Genomic DNA, 22,295 nt, shown 5'->3' with positions numbered 1-22,295 from the left:
TCCTCAGTGCTTGGGTGGTCGGGGCCAGAACGCCATGACGGCGAGGCCGATGAGCGCGACGAGCATCGCGCCGGGGTAGATCCACACGGTCCATGTCGGGTCGGGCTCGATCAGGAGGGCGTCCATCACCAGGGCTCGTTCCCGTGGTTGTCGCCGGTGAGCATGTCGATCGCGGTCTCGTGCTGGACGAGCGCGTTGACGGGCTCGTCGTGCCAGACCTCGGTGGTGTACCCGAGGCGCACGGTGGGGTCGGTGCGAAAGATGACGGTCTGCGCCTGGTCGGCGTCGGAGATGGTGGAGACGATGACGCCGGGGTCGACGACGGTCGCGGTGCGGAGCTGGGCGGTGCTCATCGGGGTGTCTCCAAGAGGTCGAGGGTCGTGTAGTACAGGTCGCGCGCGTCGGTCAGGTCGGCGTGCGCCTCGGGCGTGTGGCCGGCGAAGTAGAACGTGGCGCACGCGGCGTACATCGCGTGCTTCGCCCGGGTGTGGAGCCGGACGGCCGCGGGGGTGGTCACGGGCCCGTGTTCTCGACGAGCTCGACCGCGTCGGCCTGCGCGAGCTCGAACGAGCCGACGAGGGTGGGCCCGGTGATGGACCAGGTGTGGGCGCCGGTGGTCTGGGCGTCGCCGACCTTGACGGCCGCGACGGGCAGGCCGCGGCGGTCGGTGGCGCGGACGATGCTGCCGCGGGGGAGGTCGTCGAGCTGCTGGCGGGTGAGGGTGCTCATGCGGTTGCCTTCCTGCGGGTGCTGGCCTGCTCGACGAGGACGAGGACGTCCCCGACGCGGTACCGGGGGTCGGCGACGGCGCCCCGGTTGATGAGGCGCCCGCGGGACGCCCAGACGCGGATGTGGCGGGCGTCGACCGGTTCGCCGAGGCCGCGCAGGAGGCGCGCGATGTCGGTCGCTCCGAGGAGGAGGTCGTGTGCCTGGTCGAGGAGGTCGTTGCGGCGGTCGTCGAGGGTGACGGTGGTGCGGCAGACAGTGCACTTGGCTTGCGTGGACCCGTCCCAGGCGTAGAGCTCGCCGTCGCAGTCGTGGACGTCGCAGGGGCCGGCGTAGGCGCGGTCGGCGGGTCGGTCGATGACGCGGTGGGCCTTGTGGATGGCGCCGTTGATGGCGTCGAAGCAGTCGCGTCCGGCGTCTTGGGTGGCGATCCAGTCGAGCTGGTGCTCGAGGTACTCGGCGAGGGCGTAGAGGGTGTAGACGGGGTGGGGTTCGCAGCGGGCGTCGGCGGTGTAGGCGGCGGCGCGGGCGAGGGTGATGGTGAGGTCTTGGCGGGCGTCGGAGGCGGTGAGGTTGAGGGGGAGGGGTTCGTCGTTGCCTCGGGTGCGTCGTCCGCCGGGGTTGGTGGTGAAGCGGGTGTCGCGGGTGATGGCGGTGTCGAGGTCGGTGGCGAGGCCGGGGATGAGCCGGTCGGGGCCGGTCTTGACGGTGGCCTTGGAAATGATCGGGTGGCCGTGTGCGTCGTTGACGGTGACGATCCGCTGTTCGGTGGGCCCGGGGACGATGTGGTCGTGGATGGTGGCGAGGTTGCGGCGCGTGGTCGCGGTGCAGTCGAGGCAGACGACGCGGTTGGTTGGTCGTCCGCAGTCGCAGATCTGCGTGTTGTTCCTGGCCATGGGCCTAAGTCTACGTAGTGAAGTGGAGCACAGTGGAACTTGTGCGACTTGACAGTGGAACTCAACTAGGTAGAGTTACGGCCATGAACAGACGAAACGGGCACCACTACCCGCCCGGGCGCGGCCCACCAACCAGCTCGCCCCGACCATCCGAGGCGAGCAGGGAGGCCAAAGATGCCACCACCAACCAGAAGACCCCCGGAACCATGTGGTCCCGGGGGTCTTCGCGCTTTCAGCCTGTACGCCGCGTGCCGTCCACGCGATGATTCTCCCGTGTCGAAGACCAGGAGAGCCTTGAACCGAGCGGCGCGTCGGGTCGCTGCGGCAACAGAGGCCGAAGGCTGGCGGCAAGTAGATGACCCCGACGCCCTCCGGCTGCACCGCAGGCGCTCGGCTGTCTTCCCAGACATCGACGCGATGGAAGGGCTGATCGGTGCCCTCGAAGGCGCCTCTGGCGACGCCGCGAGCGTCACGCACGCAAACGCAAGCCGGAACTGGATTGGAGCTGGTGCTGCGAATGAGATCGCGCGCCTCCCTGCACGTGCGGACCGGTCACACGTGACCATCACGGGGACGCGGAACGACGGTCCGTGGGCGACGGTCGACCCGGCAACGGTCTCGAAGCCTGACTGGCAGGTGACGCTCTCGATGTCGAAGACCGAGTTCTACCTACGTGAACACAGCACCAGCGGGCGGGCGTTTGCTCGTAGCATGACCGATCTCGTGGACCGTTTCGTGGTCAACGCAAGCCGCGGCGCGCGGACCGTGATCGAGCCAATCTCGCTTGAGGAAGCAGGTCAGCGTGCCTACGAAAGCAAGATCGCCACGCGTGCGGCCCGAGTGGGCGGCTGGTGGGGTGCTGTGGGGGGAGCTGTCGTTGGTGGCCTCGTCACCGCCGTGGTGAACATCGTCACGGCGAGCCCTGCGCCTTGATTGCGTCTGATCAAGGCGCAGGGCTTGAGTGTCAGACCCTGTCGTCTCCGGGGTCGGTCTCGGTAACCTCGATGACTGCCTCCGGGCTCAGATGGAGGTCGAACCGCTCGCCGAACATCTTGAGCTCGACGGACGTGCGGACGGCGCGTCGGTCTTCGCCGAAGGCGTCCTGGCTGTGCCGGTACGCGGCGAGGATCCCGGTGGCTACGCCCGCGTTCTGGTCGTCCATGTCGATGACGCGGACTGCCAGCCCGATGTGGTCCGCGGTGAGGTCCTCGGCGCTGATCTCCGAGTAGGTCTCGGCCATGGTCAGGCTCCCAGGGTGAGCGCGTCGGGCTCGGGGTAGTCGCCGTTGCTCCACCGCTCGAAGTCGACGATGTCGTCGATGGTGACGCCAGCGAGGGCCATGAGCGCGCTCATCCGTGCGGCCTCGTCGATCACGGGGCGGTGCGCGAGGATCGATGTTGCGAGCCCGATGCGCTTGAGGAGCTCGAACACGGAGATCTCGGGCAGGGCGAAGGACACCGCGCGCGGGGCCTTGGGGTTGTGTGAAACCATGGGGCATCACCTTTCGGTGTAGAGACCCGCGGCTTGGCGTCTCCCGGCAAGTTGACTTGAGCCGCGGGTCTTCGCTTTCCCAGCGGGTGCTGGGGCTGCTTCGAGACTACGGACCTCGAACGAAAGTTCAACCGGCTGGGCGTCTCTCGGCGTGGCGCGACGGTTCAGTCGCTGTCGGTTGCATACCAGATAGCGCCCACACGCACTTTTGGCGGAATTCCGCGGTTTCTGAGGGTGGACCAGCAGGCTTGCTGTTCGCTGAGGGCGAACGTGATCGAACGCCTGTACACAGATCCGTCCACAGGGTGCGGTGATTCTGGGGCGAAGCCGGTGCCGAGTTGCTCCCTGCAAGACACCACCGGGGCTGGCCGCTTTGACCTGCCCCGGTGGGCTACTCCTTGCGGTCCCAGACGATGACGGGGTGACCGTCGTGGTGCTCGACGCGGGCGCGGCCGGTCTTGACCGCGGAAGCCCCACCGCACGGCTAGCATCAGCGGCGTCTGCCGCGGCTTGCGGCGCATTCCGGTCAACGCTGATCCTGGAGCACACGTGAAACCTCGAACTACCTCGCGCTTCGTCGCGATCCTTGCCGCGCTCGTGCTGGCCTTCACTCTTGCTGGCCCTGCGTCGCCTGCCGCTGCTGAAATCGGCTACTACAAGTACCCGTGGTCTAGCGCGATCTACCACACGTACGGGACGAATTCGGCCGCGCTTTCGTACAAGGAGTGGGTGGAGCGCGGTGCCCCAACTCCGAAGACGGTCTACCGGATCGTGGGGGACAAGACGATCCGGAACGTCAGTAGCCCTGACGAGTTGTTCGTAGTGCCGCCACTTGGCGGGCTTCCGCACCCGAACCACCATCTCACCCCGGCGGAGTGGAACCAGCGAGGGGGCGCGATCGTCAGCTCGCCGTACCGTTACTGGAAGTACGCCAACAGTGCGGTGATCTACCGGAGTGCTTCCGGCTACCAGCAACCGTTGAGCTACGACTCTTGGGTTTGGGAGGGGAGCCCAACGCCCGACGTGGTGTAGGGAAACGCCCCTAGCCTGGAGGCTCGACCGGGGCGGGTCGTGTTGACCCGCCCCGGTGGGCTACTCGGCTTCGTTCGCGGTATCGACCTGCCGAACCTCGACAGGACCGGACCGCGCTGCCCACTCCTGTTCCTCGCGGCGGCGGCGTGCGGCTTCACGCTTGAGGCGCGCGGGTGACTTCTCGATGCCGGCCGTGGCCTGTCCGGTCTTTTGCTTGCGCTTCGCTGCCCGTCCCAAGGTCTCGGCTCCTGTCGTTTCGTCTGGTGCGGCTCTAGCTACTCGTCCTGGTTGATGCCGACGTTGCCGTACTCATCGGTGGTGAACCCCGGGTCGTTCGGCCCGTTGCGGCCGACCTGCTCAACGACGAACAGCAGACCGGCGATGACGGCTACGGCGATGATGACGTTGCGGACCCATGCTCCGATGCTCCCCCTGTGCATGGGGTCGATGGTGGCGTAGGTGGAGCCGACTGGTCCAGGGGTCTGACCTACGGGCGCCACGCCTTGTCGTAGTCGGGGTGGTGAGCGTAGGGGAGGGCGAGCAGGCGCAGCACGGGCGTGTCGGCGTCAGGCGGCAGCGGCCGGTAGTCCTTCGCGGGTCGTGCTTCCTCGTGTTCGATGATGCGGCGCTTGGATTCGCACTCCGCCAGGACGCGCTCAGGGTCGTGGCGGACGACGTGGTAGGCGACTTGGGACGTCTGGAAGGTCCAGTCGCGGTCTCCCTTGGCGGCGCGGATGACCGGGTCGCCGTCGGCGCCGATGATCGCCTGAGGGAGGTGCTCGCGATCGAGGGTCCATGGCCCGGGTTCGGCGTCTTGTGCGGTGGTTTCGTCTTCGGCGATCCTGGCGAGCAGGAAGTCGGTCAGCGTCATGGGTTCAGTCTCCCGTGGTCCCGTCGAGGATGGCGAGTACGTCGCGGGTGCGGATCACGGGCTCGATGCTTCCGTTGACGCGGAAGCCGATGGGCTGGTGTGCGAGGTTGCGCACCCTGTCGAGCTTGCCCCGCGCCGCATCCCGCCCTGTCAGTGCGTCCACTCGCGCGTCTACGGCGTCGAGGTACTGGTGGTGGTAGTCGTTGCGCACGGCTTCGGCTTGCTGCACGCGCTCGACCAGGGCGAGGACCATGACGCCGACAGGGACGTTCTTGAACCGCTCGCCGTACCGTGTCGCTTCGTCCAGCAGGTCGTCCGTCATCGTGTCTCCTCGGGCACGTACAGCACGCGGGCGGGGAGGTCCGGTACGGCGGGGTGTTCGGTGCCCAGGTACGACCAGTGGTCGGCGGGCTCAGGGATGCCCCAGACCTTGTGCATCACGTAGGAGCCGGCGTCCAGCACGACGCTGCCGACCGGGAGTGCGTCGAGTTCGGTCACGGTGGTGACGACGCGTGTGCGGGTCGCGGCCCACTCGGCACCCGCCACGAACGACTCCCGCAGACGCACCGCCTGCACGTTGTGCGCCATGTCTCGCGCCAGCGTCTCGGGGCGGTCGGGGAGGCGCTTCTCGGCTTCGGCTCGCGCCTGCTCGTGGATGGTCATGAGTCCCACCTCTTCTCGCAGGTTGCCTGGATTCCGGCCAGGTGGGCCGTCGCCGCGAACCGCGCGAGCGCCCCGTAGAGGTCGGGCGCAGCCTCCAGGATGGCCACCTTCTGCTGGTTCGTGAGCTCGAACCACTCGCGGTAGACCGACTCGGCTCGCGACTCGCGTCGCTTCCAGAGCCTCATGCGCCCTCCCTCACGATCCGGGCGGCGCGGTCCATGCCAGCGCAGAACGCTGCCGACTTGCGCCCGTCAGGTGTCTTCGCCTCGATGTTGCGTGCGATGCGTTCGCGCTCCTCGGCCCGCACGGACTCGATAGTCCGGTCCACCTCGGCAGCGTTCTCCGCGTAGTCGTGGCGGTTGTTCCCGTCGCTGCACACCGCATGCCAGGCGTCGCGGAGTTGCTCGACGGTCGGCGTGTAGTCGCTCATCGGCCTGCCTCCTTCTCGATGTACGGGTTCTCGGGCAGCGGCAGCACGAGCCGCAGCGTCATGCGCGAACGGCCCTCTTCGATCGCCGGGTAGGTGATGGCGTTCACGGCCTCGTCCCATGCCTGTGCGGCGATGTGCGGCCCGACCGCAACCAACACGGCACGGGCGATCCACTCGGCGTCGTGCTGACGGAACGAGTAGTTGTCTCGGAAGGTCTCGATGGCCTTCTCGACCTGCTCGTCGGTGGGGGTCCAGCTCATGAGTCGTCTCCCTTCTGGATCTGGTTCCGCAGGTCGAGCAGGTCGGCCAGCGGGAGCGCCTTCACGTGGTACTCGTTCAGGTGCATCATCGGGAAGGCCATGCTGATGGCCTCGTCCAACACCCGGAGCGCACCTCTCCTCTCGGCGTCGGTGTAGTCGCTCATGAGTCGTTCTCCTTCGGGGTCAGTGCGTCCGTGATCACGGCGAGCAGGTCATCTCGGTCCACGTGACCGAGCGCGACCTTGTGGCGCTGCGGGTCGTCCGCGAGGTCGAGTGCGGCGGTGAGTGCTGCGACCAGGCGCGGGACGTCCGTGCGCGACGCTGCGATGAACTCGGTGTTGGCTTCCTCGACCAGCCCGTAGTCGTCACGCTGCACCGTCGCGATCGCGGTGCCGTCCCACCCGCCGGGGGCGTCGGGCTTGAGCACGATGCTGGGCTCGTCAGGGTCCTTCGTCCACGGTCCGTCGGTTGCTGCGTCGGCTCGCTGCTGCACGGCCGCCAGGTAGTCACGCGCGGTGCTCACGACGCCTCCCCGAGGATCGCGGCCCGCACGGCATCGGCAGCGCTCACGCACGCCGAGCACGGGAAGTCGTCCGTGCGCTCCATGTGGTGCACCGACTCGTCGTGCGAGCACAGCGCCTCGGCCACGGGGTCGCGCCCCTTGTCGGGGTCGTGCAGGGCGGCGGACACGGCGGTCTGCGCCTTCTCGACGCACGAGGAGCACGGGTAGTCGTCGGTCTGCTCGTGGTGCCAGTACGACGTGTCGGCGGTGCACAGGTCTCGCGCCGCGCGGTCCAGGTCGGGCGTGCTCATGCTTCCTCCATGGGTTCGGTCACCGGGCCGGGCTCGGCGGGACGGTGGGGGTTGGCGTGCCGGCCTTCGGGGGAGGACCACCACGCGTTGCGGAGGGCGCGGATGCGCACGTCGGCGGCGGGCTTGTGCCGTCGGCCGCGGAGGCGGACGGGTGCGCCGGCGCGGTCTTCGCGGTAGGCCTGGTTCTCGAGTCCGGGGGCGAGGGTGCCGGTGTGGCGGCCGGTCATGCGGCTGCGTCCTGTCGGGCTGCGTGGTCGTGGAAGAGGGCGAGGCGGTCGAAGTGGTCGGCGTCGTGGCGGAAGCTCTCGGCGGAGGCCCAGCCGCGGGCGGCGGCTTGCTCGGCGCACTCGCGGCGCCGGTCTGCGATGCCGTGGAGTCGCTTCGCTTCGGCGGCGTGCTCTTCGGGGGTGAGGTCGGCGGCCGGGTTGCCGGGCTGCCCGCCGAGCTGGCCACGCTGGTCCGCGAGGCGCTTCGTGTCCTGCGCGTACTGGCGGGCGTCGCGGTCGAGGTCGGCGCGCGTGATCTCGTCGTAAGGCGGGATGGTCGAGTAGTGCCTCACCGTGTCACCACCTCGGGCTTGTAGGCGCCGTACCAGATGACGGTCCAGCCGTCGCGGGCCGACTCCCATGTCTGGAACGGGAGGTCGGAGTCCGGGAAGGTCTTCTTCGCCTTGGCCCTGTTCTCGGCCGCGGCACGGTTGCCGTCTTCGGCGTCGTGGAACTGGACGCCGATCGTGTGCGTGTAGTCGGACACGTCGACGCTCGCGACGCGCTCAGCGCCGATGTACTCCACGAGCTCGGCCGCGACGAGCACGCCGTCGAGCGCGGTCATCGGGTCGCCTCCGTCGGCGCGTCGCTCCGGCGCGAGTACGTGTAGTTGGCGAGCGGCAGGAGACCGGACGTGTGCGACCCGATCGTCAGAGCGACCGCGCCGGCCTCGTGGTCGACGTACGCCACCGGGCGCGGGTCGAGCTCGCGGGAGAGGTGGTCAGCGAAGTCCCCGGCGCGAACGTCCGCGGGGTCGACGTCGATGAACTCGGTACGCTTCACGGCAGGAGCTCCTCCCTCACCCCGCAGGGTGGAAGTAGTGGGTGTCTGTGGTGGGAACATGCTGGAACTCTACCGCACAACATGGAACAAGCAAGAACCCACCGCATCCGAGTTGCGCAAGAGTCCTTGCGCATTTTCCTGACCAACACGTGCCCGGCGTCAGCATCCTTCCCTCGGGGGTTTGCTGACGCCGGGTGGTGGTTGTGTCAGGTTCGGCGGCGGGTGGAGCGGCCCCAGACGTAGCCGCCGCAGGGGCAGCGGTAGACGCGGGCGGTGGGGTCGAAGCCGGGGTGGTTGCGGTAGCGGTCGAGGTGGATTTCGGCGGTTTGGCGGGTCATGTGGTGGTGTTTGTCGGGGCGGGGGCAGCCCCAGAGCTGCATGGCGATGTGGGCTCGGCGGGTGTTGGGGTCGGCGAGGTCGAGGCTCATCGGGCACCTCCTGCCTGCCAGGCGAGGTCGTCAACGCGGGCGAGGTGGCCGCGTCGGAGGAGCTGGAACGCGCCGGTGGCCCCGTGCCGGTTCTTCGCGACGGCGACGTTGAGGTCGGTCGGGTCGTCGGGGTTGACGTGGAGGAGGAGGACGACGTCGCTGTCCTGCTCGAGCGCGCCGGACTCGCGGAGGTCGGCGAGGGTGGGGGGTGCGCCGGCGGCGTTGCGGTTGAGCTGGGCGAGGGCGATGACGGGGACCTGCATGTCCTTCGCGAGGAGCTTGAGGTCGCGGGAGATGTCGGAGACGATCTCGTGCCTTGGCCGCTTGTCGCCGGGCGGGCCTTTCATGAGCTGTAGGTAGTCGACGACGATGGCTGTGAGGTTGCCGTCGCGGGCGATGGTGCGGGCGTGAGCCTTGACGTCGACTGGCCGGGCGTAGGAGTTGTCGTCGATCGACAGGGGCAGGTCGCGGATTGCGGTGGCGTGCTTGGTGATCCGGTCCCAGTCCTCGGGGGTGAGCTTGCGGTCGAGGATGCGTCCGAGGTGGACGCCGGCGACCTGGGAGGTGACGCGGAACATGACCTCTTGTCGGGACATCTCGAGGTTGTTGAGGGCGACGGCGCCGCCGCGGCTGGCGATATCGACTGCGGCTTGGGTGGACATGAGGGTCTTGCCAGCGCCTGGTCGGGCGCCGAGGACGTAGAGGGCTCCTGGTCGCCATCCGCCGATGAGGTGGTTGAGGTCGGCCCAGGGGGTGGGGGTGAAGGTGGGTTCCTCTTCGAGGGCGTCGAGCATGTCGCCGAGGTGGTCGCGCATGTACCCGGTGGCGGTGGTGGTGCTCTGGGAGCAGGCGTCGATCTCGGCGCGCGCCATCTCGACGGCTTCGCCGGCGGGGACGTTGTCGCGGACCATCTGCTGGATGCGGGTGGCGGTGGCGTTGAGGCGTCGGTGGGTGGCGGCGTTGGTGACGATGCTGGCGTAGTGGTCGGCGAGGACTGTCTGTGGTGCGGCGCCGTAGATGTCGGCGACCCAGATGGGGTCGATGCCTCGGATGTCGCCGCGGAGGTTCGCGAGGATGGTCGCGGGGTCGGTGGGTCGCCCGTGGGCGTGGAGGTCGCGGGCGGTGTCCCAGACGGTGGCGCAGCGGATGTCGGAGAAGTCGCCGGGTTCGAGGCGGACCTCGGCGGTGGTGGCGGGGTCGTGGAGCGCGATGCCGACGATGAGTCGTTCGGCGTCGACGACGGTGAGCTCGTCCCACACGGTGTCGGTCACTGGTAGTTCGCCTCCTCGAGGCCGTAGGGGTCGGTGACGCGCTGGTCCCACACGGCGGCACCTGGTCGTGGGGCTTCGGCTGGTCGGTTACTGACGCGCGCGGGGAGGGGCTCGTCACCCCACCGGTCTCCGTTGAGCCACGTTGCGGGGAGCGCGGTGAACGCCTGCTCACGGTTCGGGTCGGCCGCGTAGCGCCGCGCGCCGAGGATGAGCGGGGTGGCGTCGCCGCCGGTGCGCTTGAGCGCGGAGAGGTACGCCTTCTCGGCGTTGCGCTTCGCTTCCTTGCGGGGGTAGGCGTCCCAGAACGTGTCGAACGATCCGGGTGGTCGCGTGTCCGTCCGCGGAGCGGATGGACGAGAGTTCTTCTTCTCTCTCTCTTCTCTCTCTCTAGGCACGCTCGATGCAGTGCTCGATGCACTGCTTGGTGCAGTGCTCGATGCATCGGTGGTGGTGTTGCTCGGCTGGGCGGCGTCGGGCGTGCTCGGCCCCTGCTTGTGGCGTGCCTGGGCTGCCTTGCGGGCCTTGTCAGTGGCCTTCTGCGCCTCGTCGGCGGAGCGGTTGTGCTCGAGGTAGTCGTGCACCTGGGCTCGGCCGTCGCCGAGGTCTTCCCAGAGCCCGGCGTCGAACAGAGCCTGGACGTCGGTCTCGTCGGCGTCGACCTTCCGGAGGAGGGTCTTGACGCGGACGATGCCGTCGGTGAGGTGGTGCGCGGCGTAGAGGATGGACGCGGCGTGGAGGAGGACGGCGTAGGGCTTTCCGTCGTCGAGGAGCGGGGCGATCTTCGGGTTGTCGAGGTACCCGACGTCGAACTTCGCGAAGGCGCGCTTGTCGGCCATCAGGCGTCACCGCCTGGTCGCCAGTTCGCCGCGGCCTGCTCGAGTCGGGTACGTGCGCCTCGTGCCCTGGCTCCGCGCCCGCCGTCGTCGTCGCCGCCGAGCGCGTCGTCGGTGAGGGCGTCGTTGAGGAGGAGTCGTGCCGCCAGGCCGCGGTGCCCGTAGTCGCGCAGGGTGGAGATGAGCTGGTCGACGGTGAGGACGGTGTGGGCTTCGGTGTGGTGGTTGATGCGTTCGGTGGCGCCGGTGGCGGACTCGCCGTGCAGGGCCATCCACTCGAGGTCCTCGACCATGTTGGGGGTGAGGTTGCGTGGTCGGACGACTGGCTGCCCGGTCGGCCGGCCGAGGGGATCGCCGTAGCGGCGCCACCGCTTGTAGTGGGGCTGGCAGTATCCGCGGCCGGCGTGTGGTCGGTCGCAGCCGTCGAGGGTGCAGAGCTCGGGGGCGGTGGTGCGGCGCCGGCGCACGGTCGTGGTGGTCACTGGGGTGCCTCCGTGAGGGTGATAGTGAGGCGGATGTGCTGAGCTGGGAGCTGGTTGTCGACCTCGTGGGGCTGGATCACGGTTGGTCGGACGTGGCGGTCGTCGTCATCGGGGAGCACGCCGGCGTCGGTCGCGAATCCGTCGAGGGCGGCCTTGAACATGGGGGCCCAGTTCGGGCTGTCGCGGCGGTGGCCGCGCTTGAACTCGAGCTGGTACTCGGCGGTGACGGGTGGGGTGAGGGGTGCGATGCCGTCGGCGGCGTGGGCGAACGCTTCGCGGATGTGGCGGGTGCGGTTCGCGCGGACCATGTGGTGGTAGCGGCCGTTTGCGGTCAGGACCCACTCGACGGGCAGGACGACGGAGACTGAACGTGACGTCATCGGGCCACGTCCTCTCCTGTGATCGCGGAGACGACGGTCGCGACAAGATCGCGCGCGGCGGGCGGGCAGACGGCGTTGCCGGAGAGCTTCACCTGCTCGCGCCGGTTGCCGACCATGACGTAGTCGGCGGGGAACGCCATGGCCTGCTTGATCTCGTCGGGCTCGAGCATCCGGAACCGGACATCGTCGATGTTGACGGTGCCGCCCGTGAGGAGCGACTGGTGCCCGGCGGTGGTGACGGTCCGCACCGGCTCGGACGCGGGCGTGGTCATCTCCGCGCCGCCGCCGTTGTTCCGGTGGATCAGCGCGTGCCGAGCGAGCGTCGTGACCGTCGAGAGCGCCTCGTCGGTCGGGGCGGCGCGGCCCGTGCCGTAGTACGGCATCACGAGGCCGTGGTGGTTCCCGGACGCGGTGACGGTCGCGAGCGGGTCGGACGCCGCGCGGGCGGTCGACCCGCCGCCGCGGAGCTCGGCGAGGAACGGCGGGAGGGCGAGCGCGGTCTCGTTGCGGGTCGTCATGGTGCGCGCTGCCTCGGCGGCGATGCGTGCTTCCTTCCCCTCGCGGCCCTCGACCGGGACCATGAGCGGGTGGTACGCGAGGCCCTTCGACTCGCGGGTGTGCATCGTCTGCGTCGGGTCCGTGATCGGCCACGCCCGGTAGTACGAAGCGGGGTTGCCGAACCCGGGGTGCTTCGGGTCGGCGGCGTCGTAGGGGTTGCCGCCGTGCTCGGCGAGAATCGGGGACCAGTACCGCTCGATCCCGACCTGGATGCGGCGCATCGTCTTCTCTGCGAGCGGCTTGTCGCGGTCACCGATCCGGGTGCCCGGGTTCGACCAGTCGATGATCGAGCTCGCTGGGAGCCACGCCGGCTCGACGACCTCGTTGCGGCACGCCGTGTTCGGGCACCGGTAGAGGTACTGCGAGCGGTACCGGCCTGGTCGGTCCTGCCCGTTGCCCTTCTTCCACCACTGCATGGCGTTGACGACCTCGTCGCAGCGCGGGCAGTAGGCCCGTGGTCGCTGCATGTGCTCGAAGTCGGGCGCGCGCTCACCCTCCCGCCAGAACGCGATATACACGCGGTCGCGGGACTGCGGAGCGGGCAGACCATGCGCCTGGGCATGCATCGCGTTGAGCGACACGATGCGGTGCCGGTAGCCCATGGCGTGCATCGCGCCGAGCCAGGACCGGAAGAGGCCACCCTTGACGCCCCACTCCGCGGACCAGTCGACGACCTCGACGACGTTTTCCACGAGGACCGCGCGGTAGTGGTGGGTCTCTGCGAACCGGACGACGTCCCACATGGTCGCGCGGGACCGCTCGGCGGCCTCGTCCGGGAGTACGTCCCCGAACAGGTCGGGCTGCCGGTGGGCCTTGCGGCCCTTCGCGCGGGAGTGGTTCGTGCACTCGGGCGACGCCCACAGGAGGTCCGTGGTTGGGACATAGCGGGGGTCGGTGTTCGAGATGTCGGCCTGCAAGTGGTCGACGTCGGGGTGGTTCGTGTTGTGCGTCTCGATGGCCTTGTCCCAGTGGTTCGCCGCGAGTCGGACGGACACACCTGGGACGGACACGGCGCCGGTCGAGCTGCCGCCAGCCCCGCAGAAGAGGTCGGTCATGGTGAGGTTGGCGCTCATGCCGCTGCCTCGACTGCTGGTGGGTGCGTAGGCTTGGTAGTCCCCATGTGGGGCTCCTTCCAGGTGGAGGGGCTGGTAGTCCCGTCGCTTCTGTGGTGGTTGGGGCGGGACTACCGCTGATGCTGGAACTCTACCTGGAACAACACTGGACTAGCAAGGACATGTGCTCGCGCGAGCCCGGATATGACGGAAGCCCCGCCCGGCCACGGTCTGTGGCTGGACGGGGCTTCGCGGTGTCGATCAGAACGGTGGCTCGTCCGAGAACGAGGACCCGCTCGGGGTGGACCAGGCGTCGCCGCCGCGCGCGGCCGGACGCTGCCCGCCACCGCCACCCGCGCCGGCGCGCTGGGACCGGGTGACCTTCGCGGTCGCGTAGGTGAGGGACGGGCCGATCTCGTCGACCTGCAGCTCGACGACGGTTCGCTTCTCGCCCTCGCGGGTCTCGTAGGAGCGCTGGACGAGGCGGCCCTGCACGATGACGCGGGTGCCCTTGGTGAGGGACTCGGCGACGTTCTCCGCGGCCCCGCGCCACAGGGAGCAGCGCATGAACAGGGTGTCGCCGTCCTTCCACTCGTTGGCCTGGCGGTCGAAGGTGCGCGGGGTGGACGCGACGGTGAAGTTCGCGACGGCGGCGCCGGACGGGGTGAAGCGGAGCTCGGGGTCGGCGGTGAGGTTGCCGATGACGGTGAGGAGGGTGTCGCCTGCCATGGTCAGTTCTCCTGGTTGGTGGTGGTGAGGGCGTTGATGTGGTCTGGTCGGTACTGGGACCAGTGCTGGTCGCCGGCGATGACGACGGGGGCGGCCTGGTGACCGAGGGATCGGACGTGCTCGAGCGCGCCCGGGTTCGTGGTGAGGTCGATCTCGGTGTAGGTGATGCCCCGCCGGTCGAGCTGTTTTTTGGTGGCGGTGCAGGGCATGCAGTGGGGCTGGGTGTAGACGGTGACGGGTGCGCTCATGCGGGGTTGTTCCTCAGGTAGTTCTCGGCCTTGCGGCACTGCTTCTGGTGGTAGGTGGCGGCGACGGGTGTGGCGCAGTCGGTGCGGCACACCTCGCACTGGGAGTCCCGGGTCCTGCATGGGACGCAGCCGACGGGGCACGATCGGACAGGGGCCCGGACGCCGTAGTACGTGACCCAGCCCGTGATCGGCTCGGCGTCGTCACAGTGGGGGCAGAGCCCGCGCTCGTTGCGGGTGGTGCCGCAACGGCACGCGGTCGGGGCGGTCGTCATGCTGCGGCCTTTCGTCGGGGTCCGGTGGTGAGGGCCTTGCACGTGTCGGGGTCGACGTAGCGGCAGTCCGTGCACGCCGAGTTGGGGAGGTGGACGTCGTTGCCACACCGCACGCAGCGGTGGCGCTTGGGCCGGGTCACGCCGTCACCCCCGCCGCGACGATGACGTTGTGGACGGTCGTCTTGGACACCCCGGTCTGTCCCGCGATGGCCCGGACGGACAGCCCCGCGCCGTGGAGCTCGAGGATCCGGGCGTCCCGGTCGGTGACGGTCGTCGGGACGTTCTCGAGGAGCGCGGCGGACGTGTCCGGGACGGGGTGGACGACGAGCTGGACGGGGGTGTCCGGGGTCGGGACGGTGGTGTCCGGCTGGTGTCCGGGCCGCGCGATCATGCGGTCCGCGATCTCGTGGCACCCGAGGAGCGACCCGATGGGGAACAAGCCGGCGAGTGTTGCGCCGACGATGCCTTCCCACCCGCCGGGGCCCATGGCCCAGGCGTGCGCGGCGTTCGCGGTGGAGGACACGAGTGTCCAGAGCGCGACCCACGTCCACGGACGCGCTGCGGACTCGTGGCGCGCCCGGGCCGCGAGGGCCGAGTAGGTGTAGACCAGGATCGCGCCGTCGATGAACAGCGGGACAAGGGGAGACAGGTGTCCCGGGACGGCAGCCCAGGGCGCGAGCGCGGACAGTCCGGCGAAGGACAGCACGAACGATATGGACACGAGGGCGGACGTGGCGAGCATCGCGACGCCGAGCGCGGCCCGGGTGTCGGGGTTGATCCGCGCCGGCTGGTGGCCGCTCATGCGGGGGCGCCGTTCGCGAGCTCGAGGAGCACGTCGGCGTGGCAGGGCTGGTCGAGGGGGCACCAGCACATGAGGTCCTTGCCGGCGAGCTCGGCCCGGATCTCGCTGGTGCTCGGGTAGTCGGGCTTCTCGCCGCTGGCGCCGTCGAAGAGGATCGCGCGGAAGATCTCCACGGCCTGTGCCCGGGCTGCCGTCAGAGACCCAGCCCACTCAACCGACGTGTCGCCCAGGTCCGGGACGGTCTCGATGATGTCCCACTGGCCGTCGTTGTACGCGCGACGGACTCGCCAGGGGTTACCCCACTTCGACGGCCTGCCGACTGCTACGGCTCCCTCGGGCTTGCGCCAGCCCTTCGTGCGGCGCTGCTGGATCCGTCGGGGCGCGGTCACTGGGACCCGCCGGTGATCTCGCCCGCGGTGACCCGGTCCGTGCCCTTCGGGAAGTACTCGTCCGGGTTGATCCCCTCACGGCTGATCGACGTGTAGACCGTCGTGAGGCTCGCCAGGTCGTCCGGTGTCCAGTTGCCCTTGGGCTTGCCGACGTAGTCCTCGAGCCGCTTCTGCGAGATCCCGAACTGCTCGGCGAACTTCGACACTGCGCCTGCGACCCGGTCGGCGAGCGGGGTGCCCTCGCCGTCGCGGATCGTGGCCCGGCACACGTCCTCAGCCTCGGCGACGAACCAGTCGGGCAGGACGGTGAAGATGCACTCGCGCACCGCGCGCGCACCGGTGTTCTGGTTGCCGAGGTAGATGTCGTTCAGGTCGGTGAGGGCCTGACGGGTCTTGCCCTTCATGCGGGCGTGCGGCTGGATGAACGATCGTGTCGAACGGACGTTGGTCTCCTGGTCCCACGCCCACGCCTGCATCTCGGACTCGCCGGCAGCGTCGTCACGGCGGAGTTCGCGCACGCCGTAGTCGATGTTCCCCCAGACGCGGGCGAGCTCGCGGGCGAGGTGCACGGAGGCGCCCTGGCCGCGGTTCGGGACGGCGTAGAACGCGCGGTTGGCGACGGCGAGCCGCCCGCAGGAGCGGCGCATCTCGGCCTCAGCGCGGTCGAGGTTGCGGGGGTTCTGCCGGGCGACGACCACGGCGGCCTGGACCTCGGCGATCGCGCGGGACTGCTCGATCGCGGTGGCCTCGGACGAGCGGGGGTTCACGAGGGCTCGGTCGGACGGGAGGGTGACGTCGGTGCTCACAGGGACTCCTCGATGCGGGTCTGGTACCAGGTCGGAAGGGAGACGAGGGCGACCTCGTCGGTGTAGCCAGGCCAGTGGCCGGTGCGCTGGCACTCGGCGAACGTGGCCACGGCCTTGCGGATCTGCCGGCGCCCGAGCGCCTCGGCCTCGGTGTCGAGCTCGACGACCGTCACCACGTACGGGGCGGTCTTCTCCTGGACGATGAACACGAACGCGGGCGCGGGGTTCGCGAGCCCGAGCGCGTCGACGGCGTCGAGGTACATGGCGTGCTGCATGTGGTAGCCGTAGTCCGCTGCGGTCTTGCGGAACTCCCACGGGTCGGCGGACACCGCGGTCTTGTAGTCGGGGATGATGGTCCGCCGCCCGGGCACTTTGGACGGGAGCCAGTCCAGGCGCGCGCGGAGCCACACGCCCGTCTCGGGGTCCACCCAGAACAGGGATTGCTCCGGCTTGCCGGTGTCCGGGTTGAGCAGCGCGGACGCGATCGGGTGCGCGCGCAGCGCGGCGGCCATGTCCTGCACCTGCTGGTACTCGTGTGACTTGAGCGGCACGGCACCGTCGGCCCGCGCCTTCTTGATGAACTCGCGCGCCTCGGTGGTCGACGCGGCGCCGTTCGTCGCGAGGTACTCCTCGGGGATCTCACGCAACTCCGGTCCTGCACCGAGCACCAGCTTGTGCGCGGCGTGCCCGAGGTCGAACGTCTTGCGCGGCGGCGTCGGGTGCTTGCGGTCGTGGTCGAACTTCGCCGGGCAGTCGAGCAGCTTGGCCGCGCCGGACTTGGACAGCGACCCGGCCGGGACGGGGTCGCCGTGGTACGTGGCGTCGTCGAGGTCGTACACACCCGGCTCGGTGATGACGACGTGCTCCGTGGCGGTGGTCATCGGTTGCCCTTGTCTCGTGCGCGGGATCCGGCGGTGCGGCCCGTGGGGACGACGAGCGTGGACTGCTTGTAGATGCGGACGCACTCGTCGGAGAACTTGATCCGGTTGCCCGGGAGGCGGTGGTGGGGGAGTTCCTTCGTGTGGCGGCGGACCCAGTCCGGGGTGCGGCCGATGCGGTTTGCCATCTCGCGCCAGTCGAAGAACCCCTCGGCGGTCATCTCGGCGGCTGGCGTGCTCATCGGGTCACCCCCGCGAACGACGCGAGCCCGGCCTGCGAGCTGGCGGCGGTGTTGAGGGGTGAGGCCGCGCCGACGAGGACCGTGCGGGTGGACTCGACGGTCTGCCGCTCGATGACGTGCGCCGTCGTGTCGTAGCCCGAGACCTGGCGGACCGCTTCGGCGCGGTCGCCGGTGAAGGCGTAGTGGTCGAACTCGGTGTGCTGGGAGTCGGTGCAGAAGCACACGGCCCAGGTGGTGCTGGTGGTCTGGCTCATCGTGGGGTCCTCCCAGACACGACGTGGAAGCGGGCGAGGATAGCGGCGCCCGTGACGATGAGGGCGGGCGCGAGGATGAGGTGGGCTCCGTCGAACGGGGTGGCGACCCACGCGACGACAAGTCCGGCCGCGACGAGGTGGAACGCGAGCCCGAACGACAGGGCGGCGACGATCGGGTTGCGGATCACGAGGCCACCGCCGTTCGGCCCGGCCAGTCGGCGAACACGAGCGAGCGGCCGAGTTCGGCGTGGTTCGCGGTGACCCACTGGTCGAAGTGCTGGTAGCAGCGGAAGCAGAGGACGTCGCAGAGGTCGACGGTGCCGCAGTCGGCGAGGTCGCCGCACCGGCAGGCGGGGGTGCCGCTCACGCCGCCACCTCCTGCACGGCGCAGGTGTCGCAGAGCTCGCGGTCGTCGGCCGGGTCCCCGCACTCGACGCACGCGCGGGGAAGGGACCGCTCGAGCAGGCGCTCCTGCTCGAGCATCAGGTGACGCTCGTACGCGTCCATCGGTAGGCTCCTGTCCGTAGTGGGGTCCCGGACGTCTGTGGTGGATGAACCCGGGGCCCCTCTGCTGTTCCCGGAGCATGGTGGGCGAGTCTGGAACTCGTCCGCCGCAGTGTTCCGGGCTGGTGTTCCAGAGTCTTCCACGTCCGTGTGGAACTGTCAACGGAACACCGTGGAATAACGTACGAAACTACACCCCCGAACGTCGGGCGAGTTCGACCTCGTTACCCGAGTCGTGTAGCGTCACGCCTACCCAAGTTCCACCGTGTACAACACTGTGACCTGGGGTGTTCCATCAACTGATGCCACGAGAGGCAGCGCCATGACTACAGCGAGGGGTTCCCCATGTCCGCCGACAGCAACCGGCAGAACGCGATCGAGCTCGTCCGCGTCACGCTCACCGAGAACGACCTCACCGCCGCCGCGCTCTCCCGAGAGACCGGTGTCCACGTCGACACCATCCGCGACTTCATCAACGGCCAGCGGTGGCCCCGGGCCGCATCCCTGCGCAAGATCGAGGACCACTTCGGGTGGCCGACCGGCCGCATCGACCGCGTCGCGCGCGGCATCGAAGAGGCGGGCGTCAGCGCATCCGCCCACACTGGGCAGGGCGTCTACCTCGACGTCGACCCGAAGGTGCTGGAAGACCTCAGCCCCGAGGAGCGTGAGGAGGCACTGACCGCGACCAAGCTGGCACTCCTGCAGAAGGCGAGGGAGCTCCGCGCCGGCTGACGGAGGAAGGGGGCAGGTTGGCTCGGTATAGCCCGTGGCGTGACGCCGCCGCACGGTACCCAGACGTCCAGATCGAACGGTGCGACATCGCACCCGTACGCGGGGCCTGGGTTCAAGAGGTCTCGGTGATCCTCATCGATCGATCCTTGAACCGGACCCAACGCGACTCGACGCTCGCGCACGAGCTCGCGCACATCGACCTCCGACACCACGAGCACACCCCACCGGACCGGTGGTTCGCTGCGCGGTTCGAGCTGGAAGCCGACACGCTCGCCGCCCGCCGCCTCCTCGACGACATCGACGACGTGGCCGAGGCGATGGCCCTGCACCCGCAGGACCTCGCCTCGGCCGCCGAGTACCTCGAGGTCACGCCCGGGGTGCTCATGCGTCGCATCGCGACGCTCACCCGGGCGGAGCAAGCGATCATCGTTGACCGCCTCGAGCGACTCGACCGGAGCTGCTAGGCCGCGTCCGGGCCCTCGATCTCCGCCCAGATCTCCTCGCGGATCTCCTCGGCATCGATCTCCGGGAACGCGCCGGCCGACGCCTTCGCGAGCGCGGTCGTGGCCGTGTACGCCAGCGACGGGTCGAGGTGGGAGTACACCGACTCGGTCGTAGTGATCGACTCGTGCCCGAGGTGGCGCTGCACGACGAACATCGGGGCGCCGCCGTTGAGCATCCACGACGCGCAGGTGTGCCTCATGTCGTGCACGCGTGGCCGCTTCCCGATCGCGGGGAACGCGGCGCGCACCGCGGGCTGCCAGACGCCCTCGTGGAACCGGGGCCGCGTCCACGCCCCGCCCGTGGTGTTGGTGAAGACGAAGTCCGTGGGGCCCTTGCCCGCGCACGCCCGCGCGAGGGCCTCGAGCGCGCGCGGAGGCAGGGGGATGATGCGCCGCGACCGGCGGGACTTGGGCGGCCCCAGGGTGCGGGCGTTGTCCTCGGCGTACTTCCACGCGCGCGTGACGGACAGCTTGCCGCCGTTGAAGTCGACGTCGCGGACCTGCAGCGCCGTGATCTCCCCGAAGCGGAGGCCCGTGAGGGGGAGGCAGGTCACGAGGTCGCGGGCGTCTGGTCGGACGCGCTCGAGGAAGGTCGCGAACTCCGTGTCGGTGAGGGTGACCATCTCCTCGCGCTCGGTCTTCGGGATGCGGGTCCCGGCGCACGGGTTGGTGTCCGCGAGGCCGCGGCGCATGGCGCCCTTGAAGACGGACGACAGGAAGCCGTGCAGGTTGGAGATCGTCTTGCCGGACAGTCCCTTGCGCTCGAGGGAGTTGACCCACCGGGATACGCGCACGGGCGTGATCGCGTCCAGGGGGAGCGGCGCGAGGGGGGTGAGATGGGTCTCGAGGTAGCGGCGGTAGCGCCCCCGGGTGCCGTCGGTGACGCCGGTGAGGTCGTCGATGTGCTCGAGGGCCCACGCGCGCAGGGTCGGGGTGTCGGCGCTGCTCCCCTCGCGCTCGCGCTGGATGGTGAGCGCCTCGTCGGGGCCGAGGTCGTCGACGAGCTTGGCGAACTGGCGTGCCTCGCGCTCGAGCTCGAACGTCTGGGAGGTCTGGCGGCCGTCGGCGGCGCGGAACAGGACCTGCCAGGAGGTGCGCCCGGAGGTGCGCTTGCGGTGTCTGATGCTGGCCATGGGTCTCCTCGGCGCCCGTTGACCAGTGTTGACATGGTCAACGGCGCGGTTCGATGTTCCTACATCTTAGGTACATTGTTCCAGCAAGTCCAGTGTCTGCTATGTAGCGGGAAAGGGTGTAATTCCACGGAACTCCGGAGCGTTCCGTATGGAGTTCGATTCCCCGCACCTCCACCCCTGCGGCGACGGCCCGCACCCCTCTCGGGGTGCGGGCCGTCGTCGTACCGGCGCTCTGTGCGGTCACCAGCCGTGGCGCTCCCAGGCTGCCGCCGCCTCGTCGCCGTCGAGCCACTCGAGGCGCAGCCGCCGCCCCCGCACCTCGAGCCGGTCGTCGTCCCGGGGGAGCGGGGGCGCGCCGGGGTCGTCGCTGTACAGGTCCTCGTCGTCGCCCGCGCCGTCGAGGTGGGCCCGCCACTGCACGCGCGGCTCCGGGTTGACGTGCCGGGGGAACGTCTGCGGCCCGACCGTGTCCCAGTGCGTGCACACGCGCGTCACGAGGTGACCGGCGAGCCGGGCCGTGCCCTCGTCGTCGGCCCACAGGCGCGCGACGCGACCGGTGCCCTCGGGGGTGACGGCCTCAGTCACGGGCGGACGCCCCGACGAGCGGAGCCCGTCCCGACGACGGCGCCCGCGGGTCGTCGTCCGGCCCCGTGCCGCCGTCGTCGGCCGGGGGAGCACCGCCGTCCTGCGCACGACGTCGCACCCGGCGCAGCACCCAGCGCACGACGAGCAGGACGAGGCCGACCACGACGAGCCACGGGAGCAGCGCGCCGAGGACGACGACCAGGCCGTTGAGCGTGGTCAGCAGAGCGGTCCAGCCGTTCTGCAGCCCGCCGAGGAAGCCGCCGGGGGCGAGCTGCTCGGCCGGCACCACCTGCACGACCGTGACGTGCAGCGTCGACATCGAGACCTGGTCCGTGAGCGCGGCGCGCTGCGACTGGAGCGACTCGAGCTCCGCCTGGCGCGTCGTGAGCTCCTGCTCGGCGGCGAGCAGGTCCGCGGTCGTCGCCGCGTCGCCCATGAGCGTCCGCAGGCGCTCGACCGACGTGGTGAGCGCCGCGACGCGGGCGTCGAGGTCGCGCGCGGTGCCGGTCACGTCGACCGCCTCGATCGCGAGGTCGCGCACCTCGCCGACCTGACCGAGCGCGTCCACGGTCGCGGTCGTCTGGGCCGCCGGCACGCGCACGGTCAGCTCGGCCGTGGGCCGCGCGTCGCCCTCGGGCTCGGACTGCCGACGGCTCTCGACCCGCCCGCCCGCGCTCTCCGCGAGCTCGGCGACCTGCTCGGCGGCCGCCGACGGGTCCTTCGCGACGACGGTCACCGAGCCGGTCGTGACGATCTCGCGGTCCGCCTCGACCACGGCGTCCTCGTCGCCGGTCGTGATCCCGGCCGGGGCGCCGGACGAGGCGTCGGTGCCGTCGACCACCGCCGCCTCGGACCCCGCGCCGGAGTCGAGGGCGGCGTCGCCGGCGCCCGGCGTCGCGGAGCAGCCGGCCAGGAGCGCGCCGCCGAGCACCAGCGCGACGACGACGGCGAGAGGGCGAGTGGTCCGCATGCTGCGAGGGTAG

At 69.9% G+C, this 22,295-nt stretch carries 45 protein-coding genes; 4 read left to right on the top strand and 41 right to left on the bottom strand.

Annotation, left to right across the window (positions count from 1 at the left end):
• Positions 1–3: 3 nt before the first annotated feature.
• Genes RDI86_RS02095 through RDI86_RS02075 form a run of 5 tightly spaced genes read right to left on the bottom strand, consistent with a single transcriptional unit; the run spans position 4 to position 1,622 of the window.
• The gene (locus RDI86_RS02095; protein WP_308820563.1) at positions 4–126 is read right to left on the bottom strand and encodes a hypothetical protein; all 123 of its coding nucleotides are present in this window, start codon (positions 124–126) and stop codon (positions 4–6) included.
• Positions 126–353 carry a hypothetical protein gene (locus RDI86_RS02090; protein WP_308820562.1) on the bottom strand — a complete coding sequence of 76 codons (228 nt, stop codon included), beginning with the start codon at positions 351–353 and terminating at the stop codon, positions 126–128. Before RDI86_RS02090 ends, RDI86_RS02095 begins: the two co-directional genes overlap by 1 nt.
• The gene (locus RDI86_RS02085; RefSeq protein WP_308820561.1) at positions 350–517 is read right to left on the bottom strand and encodes a hypothetical protein; all 168 of its coding nucleotides are present in this window, start codon (positions 515–517) and stop codon (positions 350–352) included. The genes RDI86_RS02090 and RDI86_RS02085 overlap by 4 nt, the downstream gene beginning before the upstream one ends.
• Entirely contained in the window at positions 514–729 is a 216-nt protein-coding gene (locus RDI86_RS02080) for a hypothetical protein (RefSeq protein WP_308820560.1), read from the bottom strand. The genes RDI86_RS02085 and RDI86_RS02080 overlap by 4 nt, the downstream gene beginning before the upstream one ends.
• Positions 726–1,622, bottom strand: a complete 897-nt coding sequence (locus RDI86_RS02075; RefSeq protein ID WP_308820559.1) for a hypothetical protein — start codon at positions 1,620–1,622, stop codon at positions 726–728. Before RDI86_RS02075 ends, RDI86_RS02080 begins: the two co-directional genes overlap by 4 nt.
• A gap of 273 nt (positions 1,623–1,895) precedes the next feature.
• Between RDI86_RS02075 and RDI86_RS02070 the strand changes: the two genes are divergently transcribed.
• The gene (locus RDI86_RS02070; protein WP_308820558.1) at positions 1,896–2,555 is read left to right on the top strand and encodes a hypothetical protein; all 660 of its coding nucleotides are present in this window, start codon (positions 1,896–1,898) and stop codon (positions 2,553–2,555) included.
• A 31-nt stretch (positions 2,556–2,586) separates the two neighbouring features.
• Here RDI86_RS02070 and RDI86_RS02065 read toward each other — a convergent pair whose 3' ends face one another.
• Both RDI86_RS02065 and RDI86_RS02060 read right to left on the bottom strand, forming a co-directional pair.
• Positions 2,587–2,862 (bottom strand): hypothetical protein, encoded by a 276-nt coding sequence (locus RDI86_RS02065; protein ID WP_308820557.1) that lies wholly within the window; start codon positions 2,860–2,862, stop codon positions 2,587–2,589.
• A gap of 2 nt (positions 2,863–2,864) precedes the next feature.
• A complete protein-coding gene (locus RDI86_RS02060; RefSeq protein ID WP_308820556.1) occupies positions 2,865–3,113 on the bottom strand; it encodes a hypothetical protein in 249 nt (82 codons plus the stop codon).
• A 549-nt stretch (positions 3,114–3,662) separates the two neighbouring features.
• Between RDI86_RS02060 and RDI86_RS02055 the strand changes: the two genes are divergently transcribed.
• Complete coding sequence (locus RDI86_RS02055) at positions 3,663–4,145, top strand: hypothetical protein (RefSeq protein WP_308820555.1); 483 nt, start codon at positions 3,663–3,665, stop codon at positions 4,143–4,145.
• A 275-nt stretch (positions 4,146–4,420) separates the two neighbouring features.
• Here RDI86_RS02055 and RDI86_RS02050 read toward each other — a convergent pair whose 3' ends face one another.
• From RDI86_RS02050 to RDI86_RS01900, 31 genes are all read right to left on the bottom strand, one after another.
• On the bottom strand, positions 4,421–4,585 hold the full coding sequence (locus RDI86_RS02050; protein WP_308820554.1) for a hypothetical protein: 165 nt from the start codon (positions 4,583–4,585) through the stop codon (positions 4,421–4,423).
• A 47-nt stretch (positions 4,586–4,632) separates the two neighbouring features.
• The gene (locus RDI86_RS02045) at positions 4,633–5,016 is read right to left on the bottom strand and encodes a DUF6221 family protein (protein WP_308820553.1); all 384 of its coding nucleotides are present in this window, start codon (positions 5,014–5,016) and stop codon (positions 4,633–4,635) included.
• A gap of 4 nt (positions 5,017–5,020) precedes the next feature.
• The gene (locus tag RDI86_RS02040; protein ID WP_308820552.1) at positions 5,021–5,338 is read right to left on the bottom strand and encodes a hypothetical protein; all 318 of its coding nucleotides are present in this window, start codon (positions 5,336–5,338) and stop codon (positions 5,021–5,023) included.
• Positions 5,335–5,679 carry a hypothetical protein gene (locus RDI86_RS02035; protein ID WP_308820551.1) on the bottom strand — a complete coding sequence of 115 codons (345 nt, stop codon included), beginning with the start codon at positions 5,677–5,679 and terminating at the stop codon, positions 5,335–5,337. The genes RDI86_RS02040 and RDI86_RS02035 overlap by 4 nt, the downstream gene beginning before the upstream one ends.
• Complete coding sequence (locus RDI86_RS02030) at positions 5,676–5,864, bottom strand: hypothetical protein (RefSeq protein ID WP_308820550.1); 189 nt, start codon at positions 5,862–5,864, stop codon at positions 5,676–5,678. Before RDI86_RS02030 ends, RDI86_RS02035 begins: the two co-directional genes overlap by 4 nt.
• On the bottom strand, positions 5,861–6,109 hold the full coding sequence (locus RDI86_RS02025; RefSeq protein WP_308820549.1) for a hypothetical protein: 249 nt from the start codon (positions 6,107–6,109) through the stop codon (positions 5,861–5,863). The genes RDI86_RS02030 and RDI86_RS02025 overlap by 4 nt, the downstream gene beginning before the upstream one ends.
• Complete coding sequence (locus RDI86_RS02020) at positions 6,106–6,369, bottom strand: hypothetical protein (RefSeq protein ID WP_308820548.1); 264 nt, start codon at positions 6,367–6,369, stop codon at positions 6,106–6,108. Before RDI86_RS02020 ends, RDI86_RS02025 begins: the two co-directional genes overlap by 4 nt.
• Entirely contained in the window at positions 6,366–6,533 is a 168-nt protein-coding gene (locus RDI86_RS02015; RefSeq protein ID WP_308820547.1) for a hypothetical protein, read from the bottom strand. The genes RDI86_RS02020 and RDI86_RS02015 overlap by 4 nt, the downstream gene beginning before the upstream one ends.
• Positions 6,530–6,892, bottom strand: a complete 363-nt coding sequence (locus tag RDI86_RS02010) for a hypothetical protein (protein WP_308820546.1) — start codon at positions 6,890–6,892, stop codon at positions 6,530–6,532. Before RDI86_RS02010 ends, RDI86_RS02015 begins: the two co-directional genes overlap by 4 nt.
• A complete protein-coding gene (locus RDI86_RS02005) occupies positions 6,889–7,182 on the bottom strand; it encodes a hypothetical protein (RefSeq protein WP_308820545.1) in 294 nt (97 codons plus the stop codon). Before RDI86_RS02005 ends, RDI86_RS02010 begins: the two co-directional genes overlap by 4 nt.
• Complete coding sequence (locus tag RDI86_RS02000; RefSeq protein WP_308820544.1) at positions 7,179–7,409, bottom strand: hypothetical protein; 231 nt, start codon at positions 7,407–7,409, stop codon at positions 7,179–7,181. Before RDI86_RS02000 ends, RDI86_RS02005 begins: the two co-directional genes overlap by 4 nt.
• Positions 7,406–7,741, bottom strand: a complete 336-nt coding sequence (locus tag RDI86_RS01995) for a hypothetical protein (protein WP_308820543.1) — start codon at positions 7,739–7,741, stop codon at positions 7,406–7,408. The genes RDI86_RS02000 and RDI86_RS01995 overlap by 4 nt, the downstream gene beginning before the upstream one ends.
• Complete coding sequence (locus tag RDI86_RS01990; RefSeq protein WP_308820542.1) at positions 7,738–8,013, bottom strand: hypothetical protein; 276 nt, start codon at positions 8,011–8,013, stop codon at positions 7,738–7,740. The genes RDI86_RS01995 and RDI86_RS01990 overlap by 4 nt, the downstream gene beginning before the upstream one ends.
• Positions 8,010–8,231: a hypothetical protein gene (locus tag RDI86_RS01985; protein ID WP_308820541.1), complete on the bottom strand. Its 222-nt coding sequence runs from the start codon at positions 8,229–8,231 to the stop codon at positions 8,010–8,012. Before RDI86_RS01985 ends, RDI86_RS01990 begins: the two co-directional genes overlap by 4 nt.
• A 206-nt stretch (positions 8,232–8,437) precedes the next feature.
• Complete coding sequence (locus RDI86_RS01980) at positions 8,438–8,659, bottom strand: hypothetical protein (RefSeq protein WP_308820540.1); 222 nt, start codon at positions 8,657–8,659, stop codon at positions 8,438–8,440.
• Positions 8,656–9,930, bottom strand: coding sequence for a DnaB-like helicase C-terminal domain-containing protein (locus tag RDI86_RS01975; RefSeq protein WP_308820539.1), 1,275 nt, complete (start codon positions 9,928–9,930; stop codon positions 8,656–8,658). The genes RDI86_RS01980 and RDI86_RS01975 overlap by 4 nt, the downstream gene beginning before the upstream one ends.
• Positions 9,927–10,766 (bottom strand): hypothetical protein, encoded by an 840-nt coding sequence (locus tag RDI86_RS01970; RefSeq protein WP_308820538.1) that lies wholly within the window; start codon positions 10,764–10,766, stop codon positions 9,927–9,929. Before RDI86_RS01970 ends, RDI86_RS01975 begins: the two co-directional genes overlap by 4 nt.
• A complete protein-coding gene (locus RDI86_RS01965) occupies positions 10,766–11,245 on the bottom strand; it encodes a hypothetical protein (RefSeq protein WP_308820537.1) in 480 nt (159 codons plus the stop codon). The genes RDI86_RS01970 and RDI86_RS01965 overlap by 1 nt, the downstream gene beginning before the upstream one ends.
• A complete protein-coding gene (locus RDI86_RS01960) occupies positions 11,242–11,625 on the bottom strand; it encodes a hypothetical protein (RefSeq protein WP_308820536.1) in 384 nt (127 codons plus the stop codon). Before RDI86_RS01960 ends, RDI86_RS01965 begins: the two co-directional genes overlap by 4 nt.
• The gene (locus RDI86_RS01955) at positions 11,622–13,256 is read right to left on the bottom strand and encodes a DNA cytosine methyltransferase (protein WP_308820535.1); all 1,635 of its coding nucleotides are present in this window, start codon (positions 13,254–13,256) and stop codon (positions 11,622–11,624) included. Before RDI86_RS01955 ends, RDI86_RS01960 begins: the two co-directional genes overlap by 4 nt.
• A gap of 240 nt (positions 13,257–13,496) precedes the next feature.
• Positions 13,497–13,964 carry a single-stranded DNA-binding protein gene (locus tag RDI86_RS01950; protein WP_308820534.1) on the bottom strand — a complete coding sequence of 156 codons (468 nt, stop codon included), beginning with the start codon at positions 13,962–13,964 and terminating at the stop codon, positions 13,497–13,499.
• Between the two features lie 2 nt (positions 13,965–13,966).
• Entirely contained in the window at positions 13,967–14,212 is a 246-nt protein-coding gene (nrdH, locus tag RDI86_RS01945) for a glutaredoxin-like protein NrdH (RefSeq protein WP_308820533.1), read from the bottom strand.
• 408 nt (positions 14,213–14,620) lie between these two features.
• Positions 14,621–15,286, bottom strand: a complete 666-nt coding sequence (locus RDI86_RS01940; RefSeq protein ID WP_308820532.1) for a DUF2637 domain-containing protein — start codon at positions 15,284–15,286, stop codon at positions 14,621–14,623.
• A complete protein-coding gene (locus tag RDI86_RS01935) occupies positions 15,283–15,675 on the bottom strand; it encodes a DUF4326 domain-containing protein (protein ID WP_308820531.1) in 393 nt (130 codons plus the stop codon). The genes RDI86_RS01940 and RDI86_RS01935 overlap by 4 nt, the downstream gene beginning before the upstream one ends.
• Complete coding sequence (locus tag RDI86_RS01930; RefSeq protein ID WP_308820530.1) at positions 15,672–16,481, bottom strand: hypothetical protein; 810 nt, start codon at positions 16,479–16,481, stop codon at positions 15,672–15,674. Before RDI86_RS01930 ends, RDI86_RS01935 begins: the two co-directional genes overlap by 4 nt.
• Entirely contained in the window at positions 16,478–17,362 is an 885-nt protein-coding gene (locus RDI86_RS01925; RefSeq protein WP_308820529.1) for a PD-(D/E)XK nuclease-like domain-containing protein, read from the bottom strand. The genes RDI86_RS01930 and RDI86_RS01925 overlap by 4 nt, the downstream gene beginning before the upstream one ends.
• Positions 17,359–17,601, bottom strand: coding sequence for a hypothetical protein (locus RDI86_RS01920; protein ID WP_308820528.1), 243 nt, complete (start codon positions 17,599–17,601; stop codon positions 17,359–17,361). The genes RDI86_RS01925 and RDI86_RS01920 overlap by 4 nt, the downstream gene beginning before the upstream one ends.
• Positions 17,598–17,855, bottom strand: coding sequence for a hypothetical protein (locus tag RDI86_RS01915; protein WP_308820527.1), 258 nt, complete (start codon positions 17,853–17,855; stop codon positions 17,598–17,600). The genes RDI86_RS01920 and RDI86_RS01915 overlap by 4 nt, the downstream gene beginning before the upstream one ends.
• On the bottom strand, positions 17,852–18,043 hold the full coding sequence (locus RDI86_RS01910) for a hypothetical protein (protein ID WP_308820526.1): 192 nt from the start codon (positions 18,041–18,043) through the stop codon (positions 17,852–17,854). The genes RDI86_RS01915 and RDI86_RS01910 overlap by 4 nt, the downstream gene beginning before the upstream one ends.
• A complete protein-coding gene (locus RDI86_RS01905; RefSeq protein ID WP_308820525.1) occupies positions 18,040–18,222 on the bottom strand; it encodes a hypothetical protein in 183 nt (60 codons plus the stop codon). The genes RDI86_RS01910 and RDI86_RS01905 overlap by 4 nt, the downstream gene beginning before the upstream one ends.
• Positions 18,219–18,362: a hypothetical protein gene (locus RDI86_RS01900; RefSeq protein ID WP_308820524.1), complete on the bottom strand. Its 144-nt coding sequence runs from the start codon at positions 18,360–18,362 to the stop codon at positions 18,219–18,221. Before RDI86_RS01900 ends, RDI86_RS01905 begins: the two co-directional genes overlap by 4 nt.
• A gap of 342 nt (positions 18,363–18,704) precedes the next feature.
• Here RDI86_RS01900 and RDI86_RS01895 point away from each other — a divergent pair, with 342 nt between their 5' ends.
• Together RDI86_RS01895 and RDI86_RS01890 are read left to right on the top strand one after the other, a co-directional pair.
• A complete protein-coding gene (locus tag RDI86_RS01895) occupies positions 18,705–19,091 on the top strand; it encodes a helix-turn-helix transcriptional regulator (RefSeq protein ID WP_308820523.1) in 387 nt (128 codons plus the stop codon).
• Positions 19,092–19,108: 17 nt separating this feature from the next.
• Positions 19,109–19,555, top strand: a complete 447-nt coding sequence (locus RDI86_RS01890; protein WP_374990509.1) for an ImmA/IrrE family metallo-endopeptidase — start codon at positions 19,109–19,111, stop codon at positions 19,553–19,555.
• Here the strand turns inward: RDI86_RS01890 and RDI86_RS01885 are convergent.
• The 3 genes from RDI86_RS01885 to RDI86_RS01875 all read right to left on the bottom strand — a co-directional run bounded on the left by RDI86_RS01885 (position 19,552) and on the right by RDI86_RS01875 (position 22,282).
• Positions 19,552–20,727 (bottom strand): tyrosine-type recombinase/integrase, encoded by a 1,176-nt coding sequence (locus tag RDI86_RS01885; protein WP_308820521.1) that lies wholly within the window; start codon positions 20,725–20,727, stop codon positions 19,552–19,554. The genes RDI86_RS01890 and RDI86_RS01885 overlap by 4 nt on opposite strands.
• 240 nt (positions 20,728–20,967) lie before the next feature.
• Complete coding sequence (locus RDI86_RS01880) at positions 20,968–21,312, bottom strand: hypothetical protein (RefSeq protein WP_308820520.1); 345 nt, start codon at positions 21,310–21,312, stop codon at positions 20,968–20,970.
• The gene (locus RDI86_RS01875; RefSeq protein ID WP_308820519.1) at positions 21,305–22,282 is read right to left on the bottom strand and encodes a DUF4349 domain-containing protein; all 978 of its coding nucleotides are present in this window, start codon (positions 22,280–22,282) and stop codon (positions 21,305–21,307) included. The genes RDI86_RS01880 and RDI86_RS01875 overlap by 8 nt, the downstream gene beginning before the upstream one ends.
• Positions 22,283–22,295: the final 13 nt, after the last annotated feature.

Origin of the sequence: Cellulosimicrobium sp. XJ-DQ-B-000 (assembly GCF_031119065.1) — a bacterium.
Lineage (GTDB): Bacteria > Actinomycetota > Actinomycetes > Actinomycetales > Cellulomonadaceae > Cellulosimicrobium > Cellulosimicrobium funkei.
Note: the sequence above shows the minus strand (reverse complement) of the source record. Positions and strands in the feature narration are given on the sequence as shown.